The following is an 18868-nucleotide window of genomic DNA, read 5'->3' on the forward strand; positions in this document are numbered from 1 at the left end:
GTACGTAAAAGTACGATTCTGATTTAAAGTTTTGCGCTAAACTGACAACCTTTTCAGCTAGCGTATAAACCTTTTTACACTATCTTTGCAAACATGAAACCGTCGGAGATTAATGCCAAATGGAAAGTATTGCAGGAGAAAATTGCGAAGGAGTTTGATTCTGATTTCCCGGATTTAAAAGTGATCCTCTTCCTTATTGGGGTACAGGAATTGGGTAAAGGGCCTAAGAAATATAGCAAGAGGCAAAAGGAAGAATTGATGCATATTGCCACCTGCCGCTTATTGAGCGAAATGGGTTTTTACGAATTGGAGGGGTTGGATCAGGATGGCTGGCCACACTGGAAATTGGTCAAAGCGATTCCACCTTATACCATGCTGGAGCAGGAAATGTTAATGAAATCGCTTGTAGTAAGTTATTTTGAGGATATCTATTCTTGATAATTGTCTCCTGCTGATTGATTTTAATATTTAAACAGTTGCCAAGAATGGTTTCCCACAGATTAAAGGGGTTCCGCAGATTTGGATGGTAAAAAATTAACTTAGGAAAGTTCAAAAGCATATGCGCCGAAGATTTAGCAAGTTTTGATGATAATACGCTAAAACTTGCGACGTATTTCCTCCAACGAAGGTTACCAAAACTTCGCAAGTTGGCCATCATTCCTTAAATAGAATAGTTTCCAAAAATGGTTTCCCGCAGATTACAGGGATTCCGCAGATCTGGATGGTAAAAAATTAACTTACGAAAGTTCAAAAGCCTGTGCGCCGAAGATTTAGCAAGTTTTGATGATAATACGCTAAAACTTGCGCCGTATTTTCCCCAACGAAGGCTACCAAAACTTCGCAAGTTGGCCATCATTCCTTAAATAGATAGTTGCCAAGAATGGTTTCCCGCAGATTACAGGGATTCCGCAGATTTGGATGGTAAAAATAAAACTACCAAATCAAAAGCGTGAATACTAAGGAAATCTAAAAGTTTGAAGATTTCATCCAAATAATCTTTATTCCGGAAGCATCTATAGTTTTAATTGTTCCCGCAGATTACCAAGATTTTGCAGATCTGGATGAGGTCGAAATTTAGCCTCTCGAAACAGTAAGATTAAAGCACCCTCAACAACAAGCCTTTCAAATATTCTCCTTCCGGAAAAGAAATTCTAACCGGGTGATCTTCAGGCTGACAGAATTGCTTTATCACTTGCACTTCTTTGCCAGCATCAAGTGCGGCCCAGGCAATAATCTGCTTAAAGGTTTCAATATCAACCGCTCCCGAACAAGAGAAGGTAGCCATTAAACCGCCTTTTTCTAAAAGTAACATACCTAAACGGTTTAAATCTTTATAGGCTCTTGCTGCACGATCTAAAGCCGAACGTGATGGTGCATATTTTGGCGGATCGAGCACAATAACATCAAACTTTTCACCAGCATCTTTAAACGCGCGCAATTGTTTATTTACGTCAGATTGGATGGCGGTTACTTTGGCCGCATCAAAATGATTCAAATCTACATTCTGCTTCAGGGTTTCAACGGCTAGCGCAGAACTATCTACACTGGTAATGCTTGCTGCGCCATGGGCTAAACTATTTAAACTGAAACCACCACTGTAGCTAAAACAATCGAGCACTTTTTTACCTTTGGTATAACTGGCCAGAATACTCCGGTTATCACGCTGATCACAATAGAAACCAGACTTCTGACCTTCCGCAATATTGATATTATAGGCGATTCCGTTTTCTTTAACTTCTAAAAATTCTGGTGGATTTTCTCCCCAAAGCAAGCCATTTTCAATGGGCAAACCTTCATGCGTTCTGGCCGTAGCATCACTTTTATCAAATATTCCTTTTGGTTGCAATTCAGCTTTGAGGATCTCAACAATAGTCGCTTTTACTTTTTCTATCCCTGAACTTAAAATTTGCAGGGAAAGAAAATCAGCATACTGATCTACAATTAAACCGGGTAGAAAATCGGCTTCACTAAAAACCAAACGGCAGGTATTGGTTTCCTCATTCAGGATAAATTTGCGCGAAGCAATGGCTTGCTTCAAGCGGTTTTCATACCAGTTTTGATCGATGGTTTGGCTTTCCTCCCATTCCAATAACCTAACGGCTACACGCGAATTGCTATTGTAATAACCATAAGCCAGAAATTCGTGATCAAAGGCGAAAACCTTAACTACGTCGCCATCTTCGGGTTTGCCTTTCACTTTTTCTAAAGCTCCGGAAAATACCCATGGATGTCTTTGTAATGCCGCTTTTTCTTTTCCCTTTTTTAATACGATTTCTACCATGGCGCAAAGGTAAGAATTAGTTTGGAGTTAAATGTTTGGAGTTTCGTAATGCAACCTAAAGAAACCTGTTGCCGAGTGGCTTTTGCATCCTCACCAATTCGGTATCTAAAACTTTGGTTTCAAATTCTGTAACTGGCCGCTTGGCTTCGATCATCGAAATTAATAGTTCGGTGGCCACCTGCCCCATTTCGAAAGCCGGCTGTTTTACCGAGGTAAGTGAGGGAGAAAAAAGTTCGACCAGGTTCGAATTGGTAAAGCCTGCGATGGCAATTTTATGTGCTACTCCGGGATTCGTTTTTTTCATCGCCATGATGCAACCTGTGGTAAGGCGATCGCTTGAAATAAAAATCCCGTCAGGATTTAAAGGCAGCAGTTCTTTCACCGCCTCTTCTAATTCAATACTGTGCATGCCTCCATGTTGGCAATACTTCACCAGCTCTGGCTTAAATTCTATATTATATTTAGCTAATGCTGCCTGATAGCCTTTTAAACGCTCCCGGGTAATGGAAAGATTTTCAGAATTTGTTAAATGCGCAATTATTCTTTTTCCAGAAAGGATCAGGTGTTCAGTGGCATCAAAAGCACCTTTAAAGTTGTTAGCAATAACCTTATGTGTTTCAAAATCTTCTGGTACGCGATCAAAAAAGACAATAGGCAAACCCTTCCCATATAAATTCCGAAGGTATTCAATATCCTGTGTTTCAGACGAAAGTGCAATTAACAAGCCATCAATAGAGCGTGAGGCTAAATGCTCCACATTTAATTTTTCTTGCTTGTAAGATTCATGACTTTGAGAGATAATGACATGGTACCCCCGGTCGTACGCAATGGATTCGATCCCGTTAATTACCTGAGAGAAAAAATTATTGGCAATTTCACTTACTATAATTCCGATGGAATAACTCCTGCGTTCCTTTAAACTGCGTGCGATTGGATTGGCCCGGTAATTAACCTTTTCTGCATAGGCTAAAACTAGTTTTTTAGTTTCTTCGCTAATTTCGTAGCGATCTCTCAAGGCTCTGGAAACAGTAGAAGTGGATAATCCTAAGGCCTTGGCAATATCTTTTATGGTAGAAGTTTCAAATCTCATTTTTCGTGATGCGTACAAGTTACAAAAAATATCTCTTTCCAGGGTTTCTGAACAGGGATTAAATAAACGTTAAACACACGTTATCGGGAACGTTTGCACACTTTTTTAGTTAAATCTGGTTTCAATCCATTTTTAGTTTGTAAAATTGCTATACCAACGTAACCAAATATTAACAAACAATAAGATTTCGAAATAGAATTTCCCGCTATCAGCGAATAACCAACTTAAAGCCCAAACCAAGTATTTAATTTAAATCATCATTATGAGCAGAGTTTTACTCTTTTTATCATTTCTCTTTTTTTTCGGTTTTACCTCCACTTATGCACAAAATAGACAGCTTACCGGAACGGTGAAAGACAAAACCGACGGACAGGCTTTAGTTGGCGTGAGTGTTACGGTAAAAGACTCCAAATCTGGCGTGAGTACAGATGCCAATGGAGGCTATAAAATAGCTGTTCCGGGCAAAGGTGCCATTATTACTTTTGCCTATGTAGGTTACAAAACCCGGGTAGTTACGCTTGCAGACCAAACTAAATTAGACATTTCATTAGAAGAAGATGCCAATAATTTACAAGAAGTTACGGTAAATATTGGATATGGATCCGTAAGGAAAGAAGCCTTAACGGGGTCTATTTCTTCCATTTCCGGAAAAGATATCGATCAATTTCCGGTAAGTACAGCCGCGCAGGCGTTGGCAGGTAAACTGGCTGGCGTTTCGGTAACTACTACAGAAGGTAGCCCGGGTGCAGAGGTAGTAATTAAGGTTCGTGGCGGAAGTTCATTAACCGGAGATAACTCTCCGCTATATATTGTGGATGGAATCCAGGTAGAAAACGCCTTATCTATTTTATCTCCAAATGAAATTCAATCGATCGATGTGTTAAAAGATGTGGCCTCAACCTCCATTTATGGAAGCCGTGGCGCAAACGGTGTTGTAATCATCACTACCAAAAGCGGTAAGCCAGGCAAACTTGTTATTTCGTTTGATGCCTTTGCTGGTGCCAGACAGATTGTTAATAAGCTTGATGTAATGAACCCTTACGAGTTTGTGAAATATCAATATGAGCTTTACAATAACAATACCGCGCAAGATGTTAAAGATACTTTCACTAAAAAATATGGAACTTTCGAAGATTTAGATATCTATCAGAACATCCAGAATATCGATTGGCAGGATAAAGTTTTCGGTCGCCAGGCATTTAGCAACACGCAGATTTTGAACCTTTCCGGAGGAACTACCAAAACAACTTATAATGTTTCGGTAAACAATACGAGCGAAGACGGAATTATGCTTAACTCTGGTTTCAAAAGAACCTTCGCCTCTGTGCGATTAGACCATAAATTAACTTCCAAAATCAGACTTGGATTAAATGCACGTTACAGCCGTCAAAGAGTAGATGGTGTGGGTACCACCTCTACGGGTTCTCAGGGAACAAATCGTTTAAGAAACTCGGTGCGCTACCAACCTTATTCTGGCGGAAGTGATAGTGGCGATTTGTTTGATGCAGATTACCTGACCACAGGCTTATCAAATCCAATTACCCTAGCCGGCCAGGAATTGAAATATGATTATAGAAATGATTTAATCAGCAGTGCTTATGCACAATATTCTATCTTAAAAAACCTAACTTTTAAGAGTACTGTGGGTTATAACAGACTAAGCAGACACATTAACACCTTTAATGGCCCTGTAAGTAACGTAGCCAGAAATAATGCAGGTTTACCAGCTATCCAATTGGATACGGTTTCACAAAAATCTTTCATCAATACCAATACCCTTTCTTATAAACCAGATCTTGGTAAAAACCACAGTTTAGATGTTTTAATTGGTCAGGAGATTAACATGGTTGATATTGATTCGAGAACGACAGTGACCAAGTTTTTCCCGGTTGGCATTTCTGCTGAAGATGCTTTCGTTAGTCCGATTCCACCAAATACCATTCAAGACAGGCCAACTTCCTTAGTTTCCGGAACAAGACAGTTCTCTTTATTTAGCAGGCTTTCTTATGGTTTCAAAAACAAATATTTAGCTACCGTAAACTTTAGAACGGATGCATCCTCTTTATTCGCCGAAGGCAAGCAATGGGGTTATTTCCCATCTGCCCAGGTAGCGTGGAGAGTTACAGAAGAGAAATTTGTTAAAGACCTGGAGCTAGATTGGTTAGATAACTTTAAAGTGAGAATGAGTTACGGTGCGGCAGGGAATAACCGAATTGGTCAGGATTTATTCAGAACATTATTTTACATCAGTTCTACCAATGGTGGTTACGCAACAGCAGATAATATCGTGCAGCCAGGATTAATTTCGGGGACAGCAACAGGTAATATTTTATCTAATCCAAACATTACCTGGGAGACTAACCTTTCTACCAATGCGGGGATTGACATTGACCTTTTCAAAAATAAATTATCATTGAGTTTAGACTACTATGATAACAAAACAAAAAACCTACTATTAAATGCGAATGTACCGCAAACTACTGGTTATGCTACTCAACAGCAAAATGTGGGTAAAACACAGAATAAAGGTTTTGAGGTACAGTTAAATTATCAGGCCATAAAAACGCAAGACTTTAACTATACCACCAGTTTCAATATTTCCTTCAACAAGAATAAGATCATCGAGCTCCAAAATGGGGTAAATTCTTACATCACGCAATCTGGCTGGGTAAATAGCTTAGGAGATTTTAAGGTAGAAGTTGGCCAGCCGGTTGGCCAGTTTTATGGCTTTATTTCTGATGGCCGATATGCTATAGATGATTTTACCGCTGTACAAAATGCAACTACAGGCGCTTACACTTACACCTTAAAGCCAAATGTTGCCAATAGCAGAGTGCTTCTGGGCAATCGCGAGCCGCAGCCAGGCGACATGAAGGTTAAAAAACTTTCTTCAGCCACCAGCATGACGATTGGCGATGATGACAGAACAGTTTTAGGAACTTCTCAGCCGAAATTTACCGGCGGTTTCAACAACCAGTTCGCTTATAAAAATTTCGACATGACTGTTTTTGTGAACTTTAGCTACGGAAGTAAAGTGTATAACGCAAATAAAATTGAGTTCACTTCTCAATACAATGTTAAAGACAATAACTTACTTTCCGTAATGAACGATCGCTGGCAGAATTTTGATAATAACGGCGTAAAGGTTACTGATCCAAATGTATTAACAGCTATGAATGCCAATACCACCATGTGGACACCAACCGGCGGAAACTATGCGCTTACATCATACGCCATAGAAAGTGGCTCATTCCTTAGAATAAGCAATGTGACTTTGGGTTACACCTTGCCTCAAAAATTTATTAAAAGAACTGGTTTCATCTCTAAACTTCGTGTTTATGGAACGGTGAATAATTTATACACCATTACAGGTTATACCGGTTACGATCCGGAGGCGAACACACGCCGTTCGAATCCACTTACGCCAGGAATTGATTATGCCGCCTATCCACGCAGCAGATACATCCTCGCCGGAATTAACATGTTGTTTTAACCTATAACATTAAAGAAAATGAACAATAAATTTATAAAATCTGCTTTAATGGTGATGACTATTGCAGCGGTTTGCATTAATACTTCCTGCAAAAAATATTTAGATGTCCAGTCTCCATCAACCTCATCTCCTGATGTTGTTTTTGAAAACCTGGACAATACAAATGCAGCCATTATCGGCGTTTACAACAGGCTTTGTGGAGATAATGGTTATGGCAGCAGAATTTCGACATTGTTTGGCCTTACCGCTGATGATTTCAAAACTTCGGGCAGTTATAGTTCTTCTGACAGGCGCGGGATTAGCATGTATGGTGCGAGTGCTGATAACACAGACTTAACCAATCCGTTTTTACAACTCTACCAGGGGGTAGAACGGGCTAACATTTGCATAAAATACATTCCGGCATCTAAGCTTTACAACGAGGGATCAGAAGCTGATAAAACCAAAATGAAGCGTTATCTGGGTGAAGCTTTGACGCTCAGGGCACAGTTTTTACATGAACTGATCCGCAACTGGGGAGATGTGCCGGCATCCTTTGTGCCTGCTGCTGATGCAGAAACACTTTATGGACCGAACGTAGACCGCAATCAAACTTATGATAAAATCATTGCCGATTTAAAAACAGCTGAAGACCTCATACCCTGGAGAAGTGGCATCACCGAATATGGTAGTTTCCGTTTTACCAAAGGGGCAATCAAAGCATTGAGGGCACGTTTAGCTTTAGCGCGTGGCGGATATTATTTAAAAGGAAATCAAAATGTTCGCAGCAGCGATTATTTAACTTACTATAAAATTGCTTTTGATGAATGTTTAGACATTATGAATAATCGTGCGGAGCACAGTTTAAACCCTAGTTTTGAAAACGTTTTTAAAACCCTGCACGGCGCACGTTTAGATGATGCCCATGAACTGATGTTTGAAGTTGCAGCCTTTGGCAGTAATGCAGCAACAGATAGTAAATTGGGCTATTATAATGGAGTACGTTTCAACTCCGCTTCTACTTATGGAAGCGGTGGTGGTGGAATGAATGCTATTCCAACTTATTTCTACGACTTTGATGTTACTAAAGATTCTCGCCGTGATGTTACCATTGGTGTATTTGAGATCACAGCATCATCTAAAAAAATCATCAATACGCTGTTTAACATGACTGATGGAAAATTCCGTAAATCATGGACTACCGTTAACGGATCTTCTGCTGCGCAAACTTTTGGTATAAACTGGCCAATGATCCGTTTCGCTGATGTTTTACTGATGTATGCAGAAGCTGATAATGAAATTAACGGTGCCCCATCTGCAACAGCAGTGAGTGCCTTACAGGAAGTACAAAAAAGGGCTTACGTTGGTTTTGAAACGCAAATCCCAGCCACTCCTGCAACTAAAACAGATTTCTTCAATGCCATTGTAAAAGAACGTTTATTAGAATTTGGTGGTGAAGCAATTAGAAAATATGACCTGATCAGGTGGAATTTATTAGGTGCCAAAATTGAAGAAACCCGTGCTAAAATACGTGCACTGATTGCCGGAACTGGTGCTTACGCAGGCGTTCCTGATTATGTTTATGCAAAAGAAGGGAATTACCTTGTTGGTAGCAGCGTTAATGAAGTGGCTACATTGGATTTATTCGGCGGTACGCCAAACAATGTGTTCGTTTCACCAGGCTTAGGTGTTGCTTCTGCACCAGCTGGTTATACCACAAAAAACTGGAGAAAGGCTGTTACCGAAGAAAATTCCATTACCAGTACTTCAACAGGTATCGCTTTCTACTTTGAAGCGAATAAAAAGGAGCTTTTTCCTTACCCGAAAACAGCCTTGATTGAAAACACCAAAATGGTACAAAACTTTGGTTATTAACGCTTAGACACAACAGAGATGAAAAAATTTATATTCCAGATTAGCTGGAAACTTACGGTTCTTGTTTTAATTGCGGCAACGCTAAACGCCTGCAAAAAATCGGAAGATCAACCTGATGAACCTGCCAGGTTATTTAAACCCAGTGAAGTTAAAATTACTTCCGGCGAAACGAGGGCAAAATTAACGTGGACAGTGCCCATTATGGCAACTGGTAAGGCGTTAAAGTATAACATCGATTTCTCAACCGATTCTACTTTTGCAACAATTAAATATACCACTACATCAGATACCGCAGGCGTAACGGTTACAGAAGATAATATCCCGGTACGCACAAAGTACTATGCCAGGGTTAAAGCTGCGGCAACTGCAGATCAACCGGAATCTAAATATGTACGAAGCAGTGTATTTCAATTAACAGGAACGCAACTATTTTCAGCAGTAAGAGATAACGATATAAAAGAGACCAATGTAACCTTACGTTTCACACCAACCGTAGGTTTAAGTACGATCGTTTTAACTCCAATAAATGGAAATGCAGTAACTGCCACCCTGAATGCTGCAGACGCTTTAGCCGGGGTGAAATTAATTTCAGGATTAACAGCGGGCACGCCATATTCGGCAGAATTATTTGCCGATACCAAAAGTAAAGGCTTAGTGATATTCACTACACTGGTGCCTACAAACTATACGGTAAGGTTAAATCCTGGCGATGACCTGGCAACGGCAATTACCAACGCTGCTGATGGTGCCACCATCGGATTAAACCCTGGAACCTATACTCTGGCAACTACCTCATTTATTACCCGCAAAACCATTACCATAAAATCTACCTCTGGCAACCCAAGCGATACGAAGGTTAATTACAAAGAAATAGATCTCGAAGGTACGGGCGCCGGAATAACCTTATCGGGAATAGAATTCGACGGAACAGCAGGAACATCACTTTATTTCCTGAATTTTATCGGTTCGCAAGCAGCAAATGGTTCAGCAGCAACCTTTACCAATGTTGTAGTTGATAACTGTATTGCCCATGGTTCTACCACTGCCTTTTTACGTGGAGATCGTGGAACTGCAGCAAGGGATTTCAAAATCACGAACATTACGGTCAACAACTCTATTGTATATGATATGGGCTTAAATGGTTCATCTGCTTATTACACCTTGCATGTAAATAAAATGCAGTTTAATACCATAGTGGTATCAAAATCTACTTTTTATAATGCTGGTCCGGGTTTAGTTTCGGCAAGCACAACTTACACTGGTGATGTTGTGCCAAATGTTGCAGTTACCAATTCTACATTTAACGGCTTCGGCGGAAACGCGAAATATGCATTGCTAGATGCCACTGCAAACCCGATCAGATTTACCATTCAAAATAGCATTATGGCCAATACGCCAAAATCCGGAACGGTGAATGCTGCCGCAATCAGGGCAACTGGTGCAGGCAGTACGCTAGCCATTTCTAACAGCAATTACTTTAATTTATCCAGCGCATTAACAGGTGGTACCCCACTAACCTTTGGTACAGCAACACTTACAAGCAACCAGACCTTAAATTTGGGCTGGACACCTACTACTACCGATTTTACACTCCCAGCCGCATCTCCACTGCGCACAGCTGGCAGTACTGGTGGTGCAATAGGTGATCCAAGATGGACATATTAAAACCTCTCCAATTTTTAAAAGGGCAGATCAATTTCTGCCCTTTTTTATTGAAATTTAAATCATACCGTTTACTTTTATAAAATGAGCCGACTAATGTTTTTCAGGTATTCAACCTTTTTACTGCTGACGTTTTTCTTTCTTAAAGCAAATGCCCAAGACCCTAAGTATCCTGCAGAAATAACCGTTGATCAAAACGGAAGCGGAAATTACAAAACCATTCAGGAAGCGGTAAATTCCGTTCGCGATTTAGGGGAAAAAGAAGTTAAAATCCTGGTGAAGAATGGTACGTACAAAGAAAAGCTAATCATTCCTTCGTGGAAAACTAATCTCACCATTATCGGCGAAAGTAAAGATCGAACCATTATTACCTTTGATGATTATTCGGGCAAGACAAATGGAAGTAAGGATGCATTTGGCAACGAAAAAATAAGCACTTACACTTCCTATACCGTGCTGATACAAGGGAACGATTGCCATCTGGAAAACCTGACGATTATAAATGCATCCGGTAGGGTTGGGCAAGCGGTAGCGCTTCATGTAGAAGGAGATCGCTTTATTGCCAAAAACTGCAAAATTTCGGGCAATCAAGATACGCTTTATGCAGCCACTGAAAATAGCAGGCAATACTATTTTAAATGTTTTATAGAAGGCACCACCGATTTTATCTTCGGAAAGGCAACTGCTGTATTTCAGGAATGCGAAATCAAAAGTTTGAGTGATTCTTATGTAACCGCTGCTGCAACTTCCAAAAACCAACAGTTTGGGTTTGTGTTTTTCAACTGTAAATTGGTTGCAGATGCTGTAGTTGGCAAAGTTTATCTCGGAAGGCCCTGGCGACCATTTGCAAAAACAGTTTTCCTTAATTGCGATTTAGGCAAACACATTATCGATGTTGGGTGGAATCCCTGGAAAGGGGACAAAATGTTTCCAGACAAAGAAAAAACAACATTTTATGCGGAATATAAAAGTACAGCTGAGGGCGCATCGCCAAAAACGAGGATCAACTGGAGCAAACAACTCTCTGATCGAGAAGCAAAGCAATATACTATCCAAAATATTTTTAATGGCAACGACCACTGGAATCCAGGTAAATAATTTATCATGAAAACAAAAATTTCCATCATTTTCACTGCGGCAGCATTAGTTGTTTTATTAGGATTTCAGCTGAGCCAGAAACAAACAACACTATACATCATTGGCGATTCTACAGCTGCTAATAAACAGGAAAAGGCTTATCCCGAAACTGGCTGGGGAATGGCATTGCAATCGTTTTTTAATGAAGATGTTAAGGTAGATAATCGTGCTTTAAACGGAAGAAGTACAAAATCTTTCCGTGCAGAGAAACGCTGGGAACCAATTATGGAAAACCTGAAAGCGGGCGACTATGTTTTGATCGAATTTGGCCATAATGATGAAAAAGTTGATAAACCTACGGTTGGTGTTTCACTGGCTGATTTCAAAACGAACCTGGTGAATTATGTAAATGAAACCCGAAGCAAAAAAGCAATCCCGGTTTTACTCACCCCAATTTCGAGAAGAAGTTTCAAAAATGGGGTTTTAACCGATACGCATGGCGGATATCCTGACGTAACCAGAAAAGTTGCTGATTCGCTCAAAGTACCGCTGATCGACATGCTCGCCAAAACGGAAAAATTATTAAGTAATTTAGGTGATGAAGGCTCAATCAAATTATTTCTTCATGTAGATTCCGGAAATGTAAATTACCCCAAAGGGAAAAAAGATGATACCCATCTAAGTCCTGTTGGCGCAAAAGAAATTGCTGGTTTAGTGGCAGAAGGAATTAAGGAAAATAAGTTAAGTATTGCGCGGAAATTGAAATAGAATTACTGACGGCATCTTTTATTTACAAAACAGGTTCTGAAATAAATCCGATAGCTATCAGATCAGGAAGACCGACCGTTTTAACCCATCGCCTCTACAATAATATATTTACACCTCGCTATTGCCACCCTGCTATCCGGCCTGGGAGATGATGGAAGGAGAAGCAGTTGAAAACCTCCCCACAAACTTTCACTCCTCACCCAACCAAAGCAGCGCACATATGCCGATCCTTCATCAGCTTGTCCCGAACATTCTTCGGGAGGGCTTGTGCTGCCGAAATCAGGTTTTCGAATCGCTTATCCAATATCAGATCCAAGCCTTTCAGTTATGCCTTTTCGTTGTTTTTTTTAAGGTAGGCATGCTTTCGCTGCGCTCAGGTTGGTTACCTTTTTATCAAGAAAAAGGTAAAAGCCCTTCGGCGGCTGACCTGTACCGATTTTTCATCGGTAGCCGAGGCAAGCCAGCGCAGCGGCCAAATGATTAATAAGCCTCCACTAGATAGGTTCTGAAAAAAACCCAATAGATATCGGATCCAGAATGACGATTTACTAACGGCACCCCGCTATTGCTAAAGTTTTAATTTTTTCTGTCATCGCTATAGGTTGTAAATTAAACCTTAAATTAGCGGCATAGAAACCCATACCGAACCGCTTAATATGGTATAAAACAATGTGATTGATGTTTCTTACCCCACAAAAATTTAGATATATTTGACCATGGAATCTGCTAAAAAAACCAACCAAATACACTTAGGTAGAAAAATTAGTCGCATCCGCGAGTTGCGTGGTATGAAACAAGAAAGTCTCGCTACCGAACTCGGCATTAGCCAGCAGGCCATTAGCAAATTAGAGCAGAGCGAAGAAATTGAAGACAGCACTTTAGAGAAAGTAGCAAAGGTTTTGGGGGTTTCAGCCGAAGCGATTAAGAGTTATACCGATGATATGGTTATCAACTATATCAACAACTTCAATGATAGCAGTATCAATCATGGCCCCTTGAATAATTACAACTGTACGTTCAACCCATTGGATGAATTGATTAAAGCACTGAATGCAAATAAAGAACTTTATGAAAGATTGTTAGCGAGTGAGAAAGAGAAAGTTGAGTTGTTGAAGAATAGATAGAAAAATAGCTATAAAAGTAAAAGCCCGATCATTTCTGATCGGGCTTTTGTGCTTTTAGCGAGCTAAGAGAATGAGTTTCTTTCCCACGTAAAGTCTGTCTAATTACACAAAAAAATGGTTCCAATATGATCATCAAATTATTGATGTAAAAGAAAACTATTGCAGCAACACCGTAAATAATAGACTTAGATATGGAAGTTATGAATGTTTTTATTTCTTCGATTTTCCAGAGGGATAGTTATAAATGCGGAAGAAAATCGCTAAATTTGATATTCAGACTAAGCCATGAATCAATACGAAACACTATTAGAACACGTCAAAAAAAATGGGATCAAAAAAACCGACAGAACTGGTACGGGAACACTTAGTGTTTTTGGTTATCAAATGAGATTTGACTTAAATGAAGGTTTTCCATTGATAACAACGAAAAAACTTCATCTGAAATCGATAATACACGAATTACTATGGTTTCTTCAGGGCTCTTCGAACATTTCTTATTTAAAAGAAAATGGAGTATCAATATGGGATGAATGGGCTGATGAAAATGGAAATCTTGGACCAGTTTATGGGTATCAGTGGAGAAATTGGCCGACTCCAGATGGAGGACAAATAGACCAAATTAAAAATGCCATAAATACACTTAAAAAAAATCCTGATTCGAGACGAATAATCGTTTCCGCTTGGAATCCAGCAGACGTTGATAAAATGGCATTACCTCCATGTCACTTAATGTTCCAATTTTATGTTGCAGATAACAAACTCTCATGTCAAATGTATCAAAGAAGTGCAGATATGTTTTTAGGGGTTCCGTTTAATATAGCCTCATACGCCCTCCTAACAATGATGTTTGCCCAAGTTTGCGATCTTGAACTTGGAGAATTTATACATACTCTAGGGGATACACATATATACCTAAATCATCTTGAACAAGTTGATTTACAACTATCAAGAGACCCAAGACCATATCCTAAAATGACACTTAACCCTAGTGTTAAAGATATCTTTGGTTTTACTTATCAGGATTTTAGTTTATATGATTATAATCCATACCCTTCAATTAAGGCTCCAATTGCTGTATGATAGTTGAAGTACAATCGCAAACAACTAATAATATTGAGATTGAGAAGATAATTGAGGGATTTCTGAATGAATTCGATTTAACCCAATCACCAATCGAAGTAAGTTTCAGGGCATTGTTACCAATGTTAAGAAAAACAGATCGTCATTCCCATTTGATACATACATATCCCGCAAAATTATTATTACATATACCATATTTTTTCTTAAACAACAATTGTTTTTCAAAGCCAGGAGATATTGTTTTAGATCCATTTTGTGGGACGGGAACAGTCCTTCTAGAGGCAATCCTTGCAAACAGAAATGCTGTAGGCGCTGATGCGAACCCATTAGCGCAGTTAATAGCTCGTGTAAAAGTTCGAACTTACAGTAAACCCGATTTAACTAGATTTTTAGATGAAATTGTGACAAACATTTCATCTAAAAATCAAAGCAATCTACCGAAGGTTGTAAATTTAAAATTTTGGTTTAACGAATCCACGATAAATAACCTTTTACAAATCCTAGGCAGTATTAATAAAATTGAAGTAGAAGAAATCAGAGATTTTTTTTTGGTCTGCTTTTCAAATTTGGTAAAGAAAGTAAGTTATGCCGACCCAAGAATTTCTGTACCAGTACGATTAAATGCAAATAGATATGAAGAAAATTCAGCAAATTATCAACTAGTCTCTAAAAGACTCAAGGATCTTGAAAGTATAAATCCGCTTGAGAAATTTTTGGCTATATGCAATGAAAATATCAAAAGAGTAACCGAACAATCTGCTTTTCTACAACATAATAATTTTCAGTCTAATGCGAGTATTATATCTCATGATGCCAGAAATCTAACGGAAAATCTTTCATCTAAAAACAAACAACCAAACGAGACCATTGATTTAGTAATAACATCACCGCCATATGCTGGTGCCCAAAAATATATTCGATCATCAAGCTTAAGTCTGGGGTGGCTGGGCCTTGCGTCCTCAGAAGAGCTTCGAAACCTTGACAAAAATAATATAGGTAGAGAAAACTATACTAAAGCAGAGCGCACTCTTGCCCCAACAAACATCATAGAGTGCGATCAGCTAATTGAAAAAATTAAAGAGATAAACCCGCTTAGGGCTCACATTGTATCAAACTATATCAATGAAATGCAACTTGCGCTTGGTGAATCCATCAGAGTATTAAAAAAAACTGGCTATTTAATCATCATCATTGGCAATAATAAAGTCTGTGGATATGAATTCAATACACAGCACTATTTAACAGAATATATAATATCACTTGGTTTAACACTTAAATTAAAACTAATTGATGATATTAAATCTTATGGTCTAATGACCAAAAGAAACAAGACAGCTGATATAATCTCGCGAGAATATATCTTAATATTCCAGAAATAACGTCTCAAATGAACGCTCTTGAAACATTACCAATTTACGATAGATTACTAAAAAAGATTTATGCTTACTACCAAACAATTTGGAGGGACAAGTTTAAAGACGATATTCATCAAGATTGGTTGAATAATTTTCACCATTCCGATACGGATCTATCGGAGAAGGAAAAGCTTAATATGCTCTACCTATTATCCAAATTTATGTATTTTGGAAATGAAGAGCTAAGGCAATTGTTACTATCAGTATTTCGGGATCTCTACAAATACCCTATAATATCTCAAATCCGAAAAGCAAATAACGACACTATAGACCAAAACTTTATAGATATAGAATTTAAAAAAGAACTAGAAAAAACCCGTTTCCTTGGAGTAGGAAATCCATCGGAAAGTGGTGTTCATTTATTATATTATTTTAGGCAGCAATGCGGATTGTCAAAACGGTCATTCATTAATACTAGCGACATTTTCACCACTTTGCCAATTATTGAAAAGGATAATCACGGTAATGATAGAAAATTTCTGAAAAGCGAAATTAACCACAAAGATGTAAAACGATATATTTTTATTGATGACTTTTGCGGCAGTGGCCAACAGGCGACACTGTATTTGAAAAACACAGCTGAAAACATGAAATTTGAGGATCCGGATATTGAAATTTCATATTTAATGTTATTTTCAACGGAGGTAGGATTAAATGAAGTTAGAAAAATTAAAGCTCTGGATGTCGTTGAAGCAATCTTTACAATTGATGATACTTTCAAAGCATTTTCTACACAATCCAGGTATTTTACTTCGACTGTTGACAAAGATATAGATAAAGCATTTTCAAAAACGACTGCAACTAAATATGGATCCCCCCTCTTTCATCCAGCCTTAGGTCATGGGGATTGTCAATTGCTATTTGGATTATTTCATAATACTCCAGATAATACACTGCCAATTTTCTGGAGTGAGACAAAAGATTGGAAGGCCATATTCAAACGATACAACAAAATATACTGATCTATGAAAAATGAACTTGAAAACCCATTCAGTGTTACTAAAGCTACAGAATTTTCAGATGAAGAAATCAACGATTATTGGGTAAATTTCAACACAGAAGATGAAGTGTCTATAGAAGCTATCCTTAACCCTAGAGAGTATTTACCTAAGTATGTAATAGGCAGTAAAGGTTGTGGAAAAACTCATATTTTAAGATATTTCTCTTTTCCACTTCAAACAATTCGTTATGACGGCAATATTAAAGAACTATTGTGGAAAGAAAAATATATAGGGATTTATTCCGTATTTCATGGTATTAATTCTAGCAGATTCGCTGGAAAAGGTATCGATGAAACTCAATGGCTTTCAATATTTGAATACTATTTTGAACTTTATATCTGCGATATTCTTCTAGCTACAATCAAAGAAATTATTAAAGCACTTGATAATTGCAAGGCATTAGAAGAAAGTCTAGTGAGAAGGATTATGGAAATTCTGAGCAGTGCAGAAAAAAAAGATGATTGCTTGAATTTAGATTTCTTGACTGATTATTTCAATATATTAAGAAGAAAAATAGATGCTCAAATATTAAATGCAGCATTTACGAGAAAGCTTGAATATGATGAGGTTAAAGTTTTATTTTCACCTGGCGATTTAATTTTCGGCATCCCTAAAGCTTTATGTGAATTGGACGATATTCTCAAGGAAGTAAGGTTTATATACATTTTCGATGAATACGAGAAGCTATTTGAATGGCAGAAAATCTTCGTTAATACCTTAGTTTGGGATAAGAAAAATCCAGTAACCTTTTGGATAGGTGCAAGAAGACATGGTTTTACTACAAGGGAAACCAAATCTGGTCAAGAAATGAAATCTGGCTCTGAATTTCAAAATGTTAACCTTGATGAAATCATTAGAGAGAATGAAACGCTTTATAAAACATTTGCCGAACACCTATTTACTGACAGATTATTAAAATATTATAAAAGCAAGGGTCTAACTCTAACCTTTGATGATGTTAGGGAGCGTTTTACGACTCGGTTTGAGAAATACGATGAACAAAAAATCATAAATGAAATAAAAGCAAAAAATACAAGAAAGGAATACGATCATATAAAAGAATTCAGGAGAAAGCTGATTTCTGCCATAAAAAATGGTCAAGCATTAGAAGCAAAAAAAACTGATGATGCTGATACAATAATCCAGTCAATAATTGAAAACACTGACGACAATCCTTTGGATCAAAAATATAAGATTTTTTATTTCTATAAATTGTGGAATAAGGCAAAACCTTCAGATACTATAAAAAAATTTTTAAATGAAATAAACACACAGTATTTAAGATATTTAAAACAAAAGGAAAGCGCTTTTGATGAAATTAAAGACAAAAGAAAAAAAGACTTTATAGCGCAACTAGCAAAAGAAAATAATATAAAAAATACCGTTTACGCTGGAATTAAAACTTTTATTGAATTATCACAAGGAAATGCTAGACATTTTATTCTAATTCTCAAAAAAGTTGTCGAGATGGCGAGAATACGAGGCGAAAAACCCCTTGAAGAAGGTGGCATGATTAGTCTAGATTCGCAATTTTTAGCTGTTTATGATACAGCAAAATGGTTTTACGATGATATTGAAGTTATTGGTGAGAAGGGGAAGGAAATGTATAGCTCATTAAAAAATCTGACTGACTATTTCATCCAAGAACGCTTTTGCGATAAGCCTGTTGAAACAACCATATCTTGCTTCTATGTTAAAGCAGATGACCTTTCCACAAAAGCGCTCGCTTCATTAGAATTAATGAAAATGCACTCAGTACTTATAGAAGAGGATGACGGCAGATATGACAGAAATTCGGGGAGAAAAGAGAGATTATTTGTTATAAATAAAATACTTGCACCATTGTGGAATTTACCAACCGTTGTAAGAGGTAGTCTTTCACTCAATACGGAAATGGCCGAAGCAATTTTTAATTATGATTTTAATGATAAATTTCAATCATTATACAAATCAAGAAAGAATCAATTGAATGCTCCTGATTTCTTAAAAAACAAATTAGGAAATCAACCGCCACTATTTTAAC

14 protein-coding genes are annotated in these 18868 nt (G+C 38.0%); 12 read left to right on the forward strand and 2 right to left on the reverse strand.

The window, feature by feature from the left end; all coding sequences use genetic code 11:
• Positions 1–93: 93 nt before the first annotated feature.
• Positions 94–438 (forward strand): hypothetical protein, encoded by a 345-nt coding sequence (locus tag SOM16_RS03020; protein WP_320462507.1) that lies wholly within the window; start codon positions 94–96, stop codon positions 436–438.
• A 658-nt stretch (positions 439–1096) separates the two neighbouring features.
• Here the strand turns inward: SOM16_RS03020 and SOM16_RS03025 are convergent.
• Together SOM16_RS03025 and SOM16_RS03030 are read right to left on the reverse strand one after the other, a co-directional pair.
• The gene (locus tag SOM16_RS03025; RefSeq protein ID WP_320462508.1) at positions 1097–2281 is read right to left on the reverse strand and encodes a class I SAM-dependent rRNA methyltransferase; all 1185 of its coding nucleotides are present in this window, start codon (positions 2279–2281) and stop codon (positions 1097–1099) included.
• A 55-nt stretch (positions 2282–2336) separates the two neighbouring features.
• Positions 2337–3371 (reverse strand): LacI family DNA-binding transcriptional regulator, encoded by a 1035-nt coding sequence (locus tag SOM16_RS03030; protein WP_320462509.1) that lies wholly within the window; start codon positions 3369–3371, stop codon positions 2337–2339.
• 262 nt (positions 3372–3633) lie between these two features.
• Here SOM16_RS03030 and SOM16_RS03035 point away from each other — a divergent pair, with 262 nt between their 5' ends.
• The 11 genes from SOM16_RS03035 (at position 3634) to SOM16_RS03085 (ending at position 18867) form a co-directional block, all read left to right on the forward strand.
• Positions 3634–6864, forward strand: coding sequence for a TonB-dependent receptor (locus SOM16_RS03035; RefSeq protein WP_320462510.1), 3231 nt, complete (start codon positions 3634–3636; stop codon positions 6862–6864).
• An 18-nt stretch (positions 6865–6882) separates the two neighbouring features.
• On the forward strand, positions 6883–8718 hold the full coding sequence (locus SOM16_RS03040; protein ID WP_320462511.1) for a RagB/SusD family nutrient uptake outer membrane protein: 1836 nt from the start codon (positions 6883–6885) through the stop codon (positions 8716–8718).
• Positions 8719–8736: 18 nt separating this feature from the next.
• Complete coding sequence (locus tag SOM16_RS03045) at positions 8737–10383, forward strand: DUF4957 domain-containing protein (RefSeq protein WP_320462512.1); 1647 nt, start codon at positions 8737–8739, stop codon at positions 10381–10383.
• 93 nt (positions 10384–10476) lie between these two features.
• On the forward strand, positions 10477–11478 hold the full coding sequence (locus tag SOM16_RS03050) for a pectinesterase family protein (RefSeq protein ID WP_320462513.1): 1002 nt from the start codon (positions 10477–10479) through the stop codon (positions 11476–11478).
• A 6-nt stretch (positions 11479–11484) separates the two neighbouring features.
• Positions 11485–12225: a rhamnogalacturonan acetylesterase gene (locus SOM16_RS03055; protein ID WP_320462514.1), complete on the forward strand. Its 741-nt coding sequence runs from the start codon at positions 11485–11487 to the stop codon at positions 12223–12225.
• A 148-nt stretch (positions 12226–12373) separates the two neighbouring features.
• Complete coding sequence (locus SOM16_RS03060; RefSeq protein WP_320462515.1) at positions 12374–12709, forward strand: hypothetical protein; 336 nt, start codon at positions 12374–12376, stop codon at positions 12707–12709.
• Positions 12710–12941: 232 nt separating this feature from the next.
• Positions 12942–13349, forward strand: a complete 408-nt coding sequence (locus tag SOM16_RS03065; protein ID WP_320462516.1) for a helix-turn-helix transcriptional regulator — start codon at positions 12942–12944, stop codon at positions 13347–13349.
• 285 nt (positions 13350–13634) lie between these two features.
• Positions 13635–14429 carry a thymidylate synthase gene (locus SOM16_RS03070; RefSeq protein ID WP_320462517.1) on the forward strand — a complete coding sequence of 265 codons (795 nt, stop codon included), beginning with the start codon at positions 13635–13637 and terminating at the stop codon, positions 14427–14429.
• Positions 14426–15808, forward strand: a complete 1383-nt coding sequence (locus SOM16_RS03075; RefSeq protein ID WP_320462518.1) for a DNA methyltransferase — start codon at positions 14426–14428, stop codon at positions 15806–15808. Before SOM16_RS03070 ends, SOM16_RS03075 begins: the two co-directional genes overlap by 4 nt.
• A gap of 8 nt (positions 15809–15816) precedes the next feature.
• Positions 15817–16806 carry a phosphoribosyltransferase-like protein gene (locus SOM16_RS03080; RefSeq protein WP_320462519.1) on the forward strand — a complete coding sequence of 330 codons (990 nt, stop codon included), beginning with the start codon at positions 15817–15819 and terminating at the stop codon, positions 16804–16806.
• Positions 16807–16809: 3 nt separating this feature from the next.
• Positions 16810–18867 (forward strand): hypothetical protein, encoded by a 2058-nt coding sequence (locus tag SOM16_RS03085; RefSeq protein ID WP_320462520.1) that lies wholly within the window; start codon positions 16810–16812, stop codon positions 18865–18867.
• The last annotated feature ends 1 nt before the right edge of the window (position 18868 follow it).

The sequence above is a fragment of the Pedobacter sp. CFBP9032 genome, from assembly GCF_034045265.1.
Classification (GTDB): domain Bacteria; phylum Bacteroidota; class Bacteroidia; order Sphingobacteriales; family Sphingobacteriaceae; genus Pedobacter.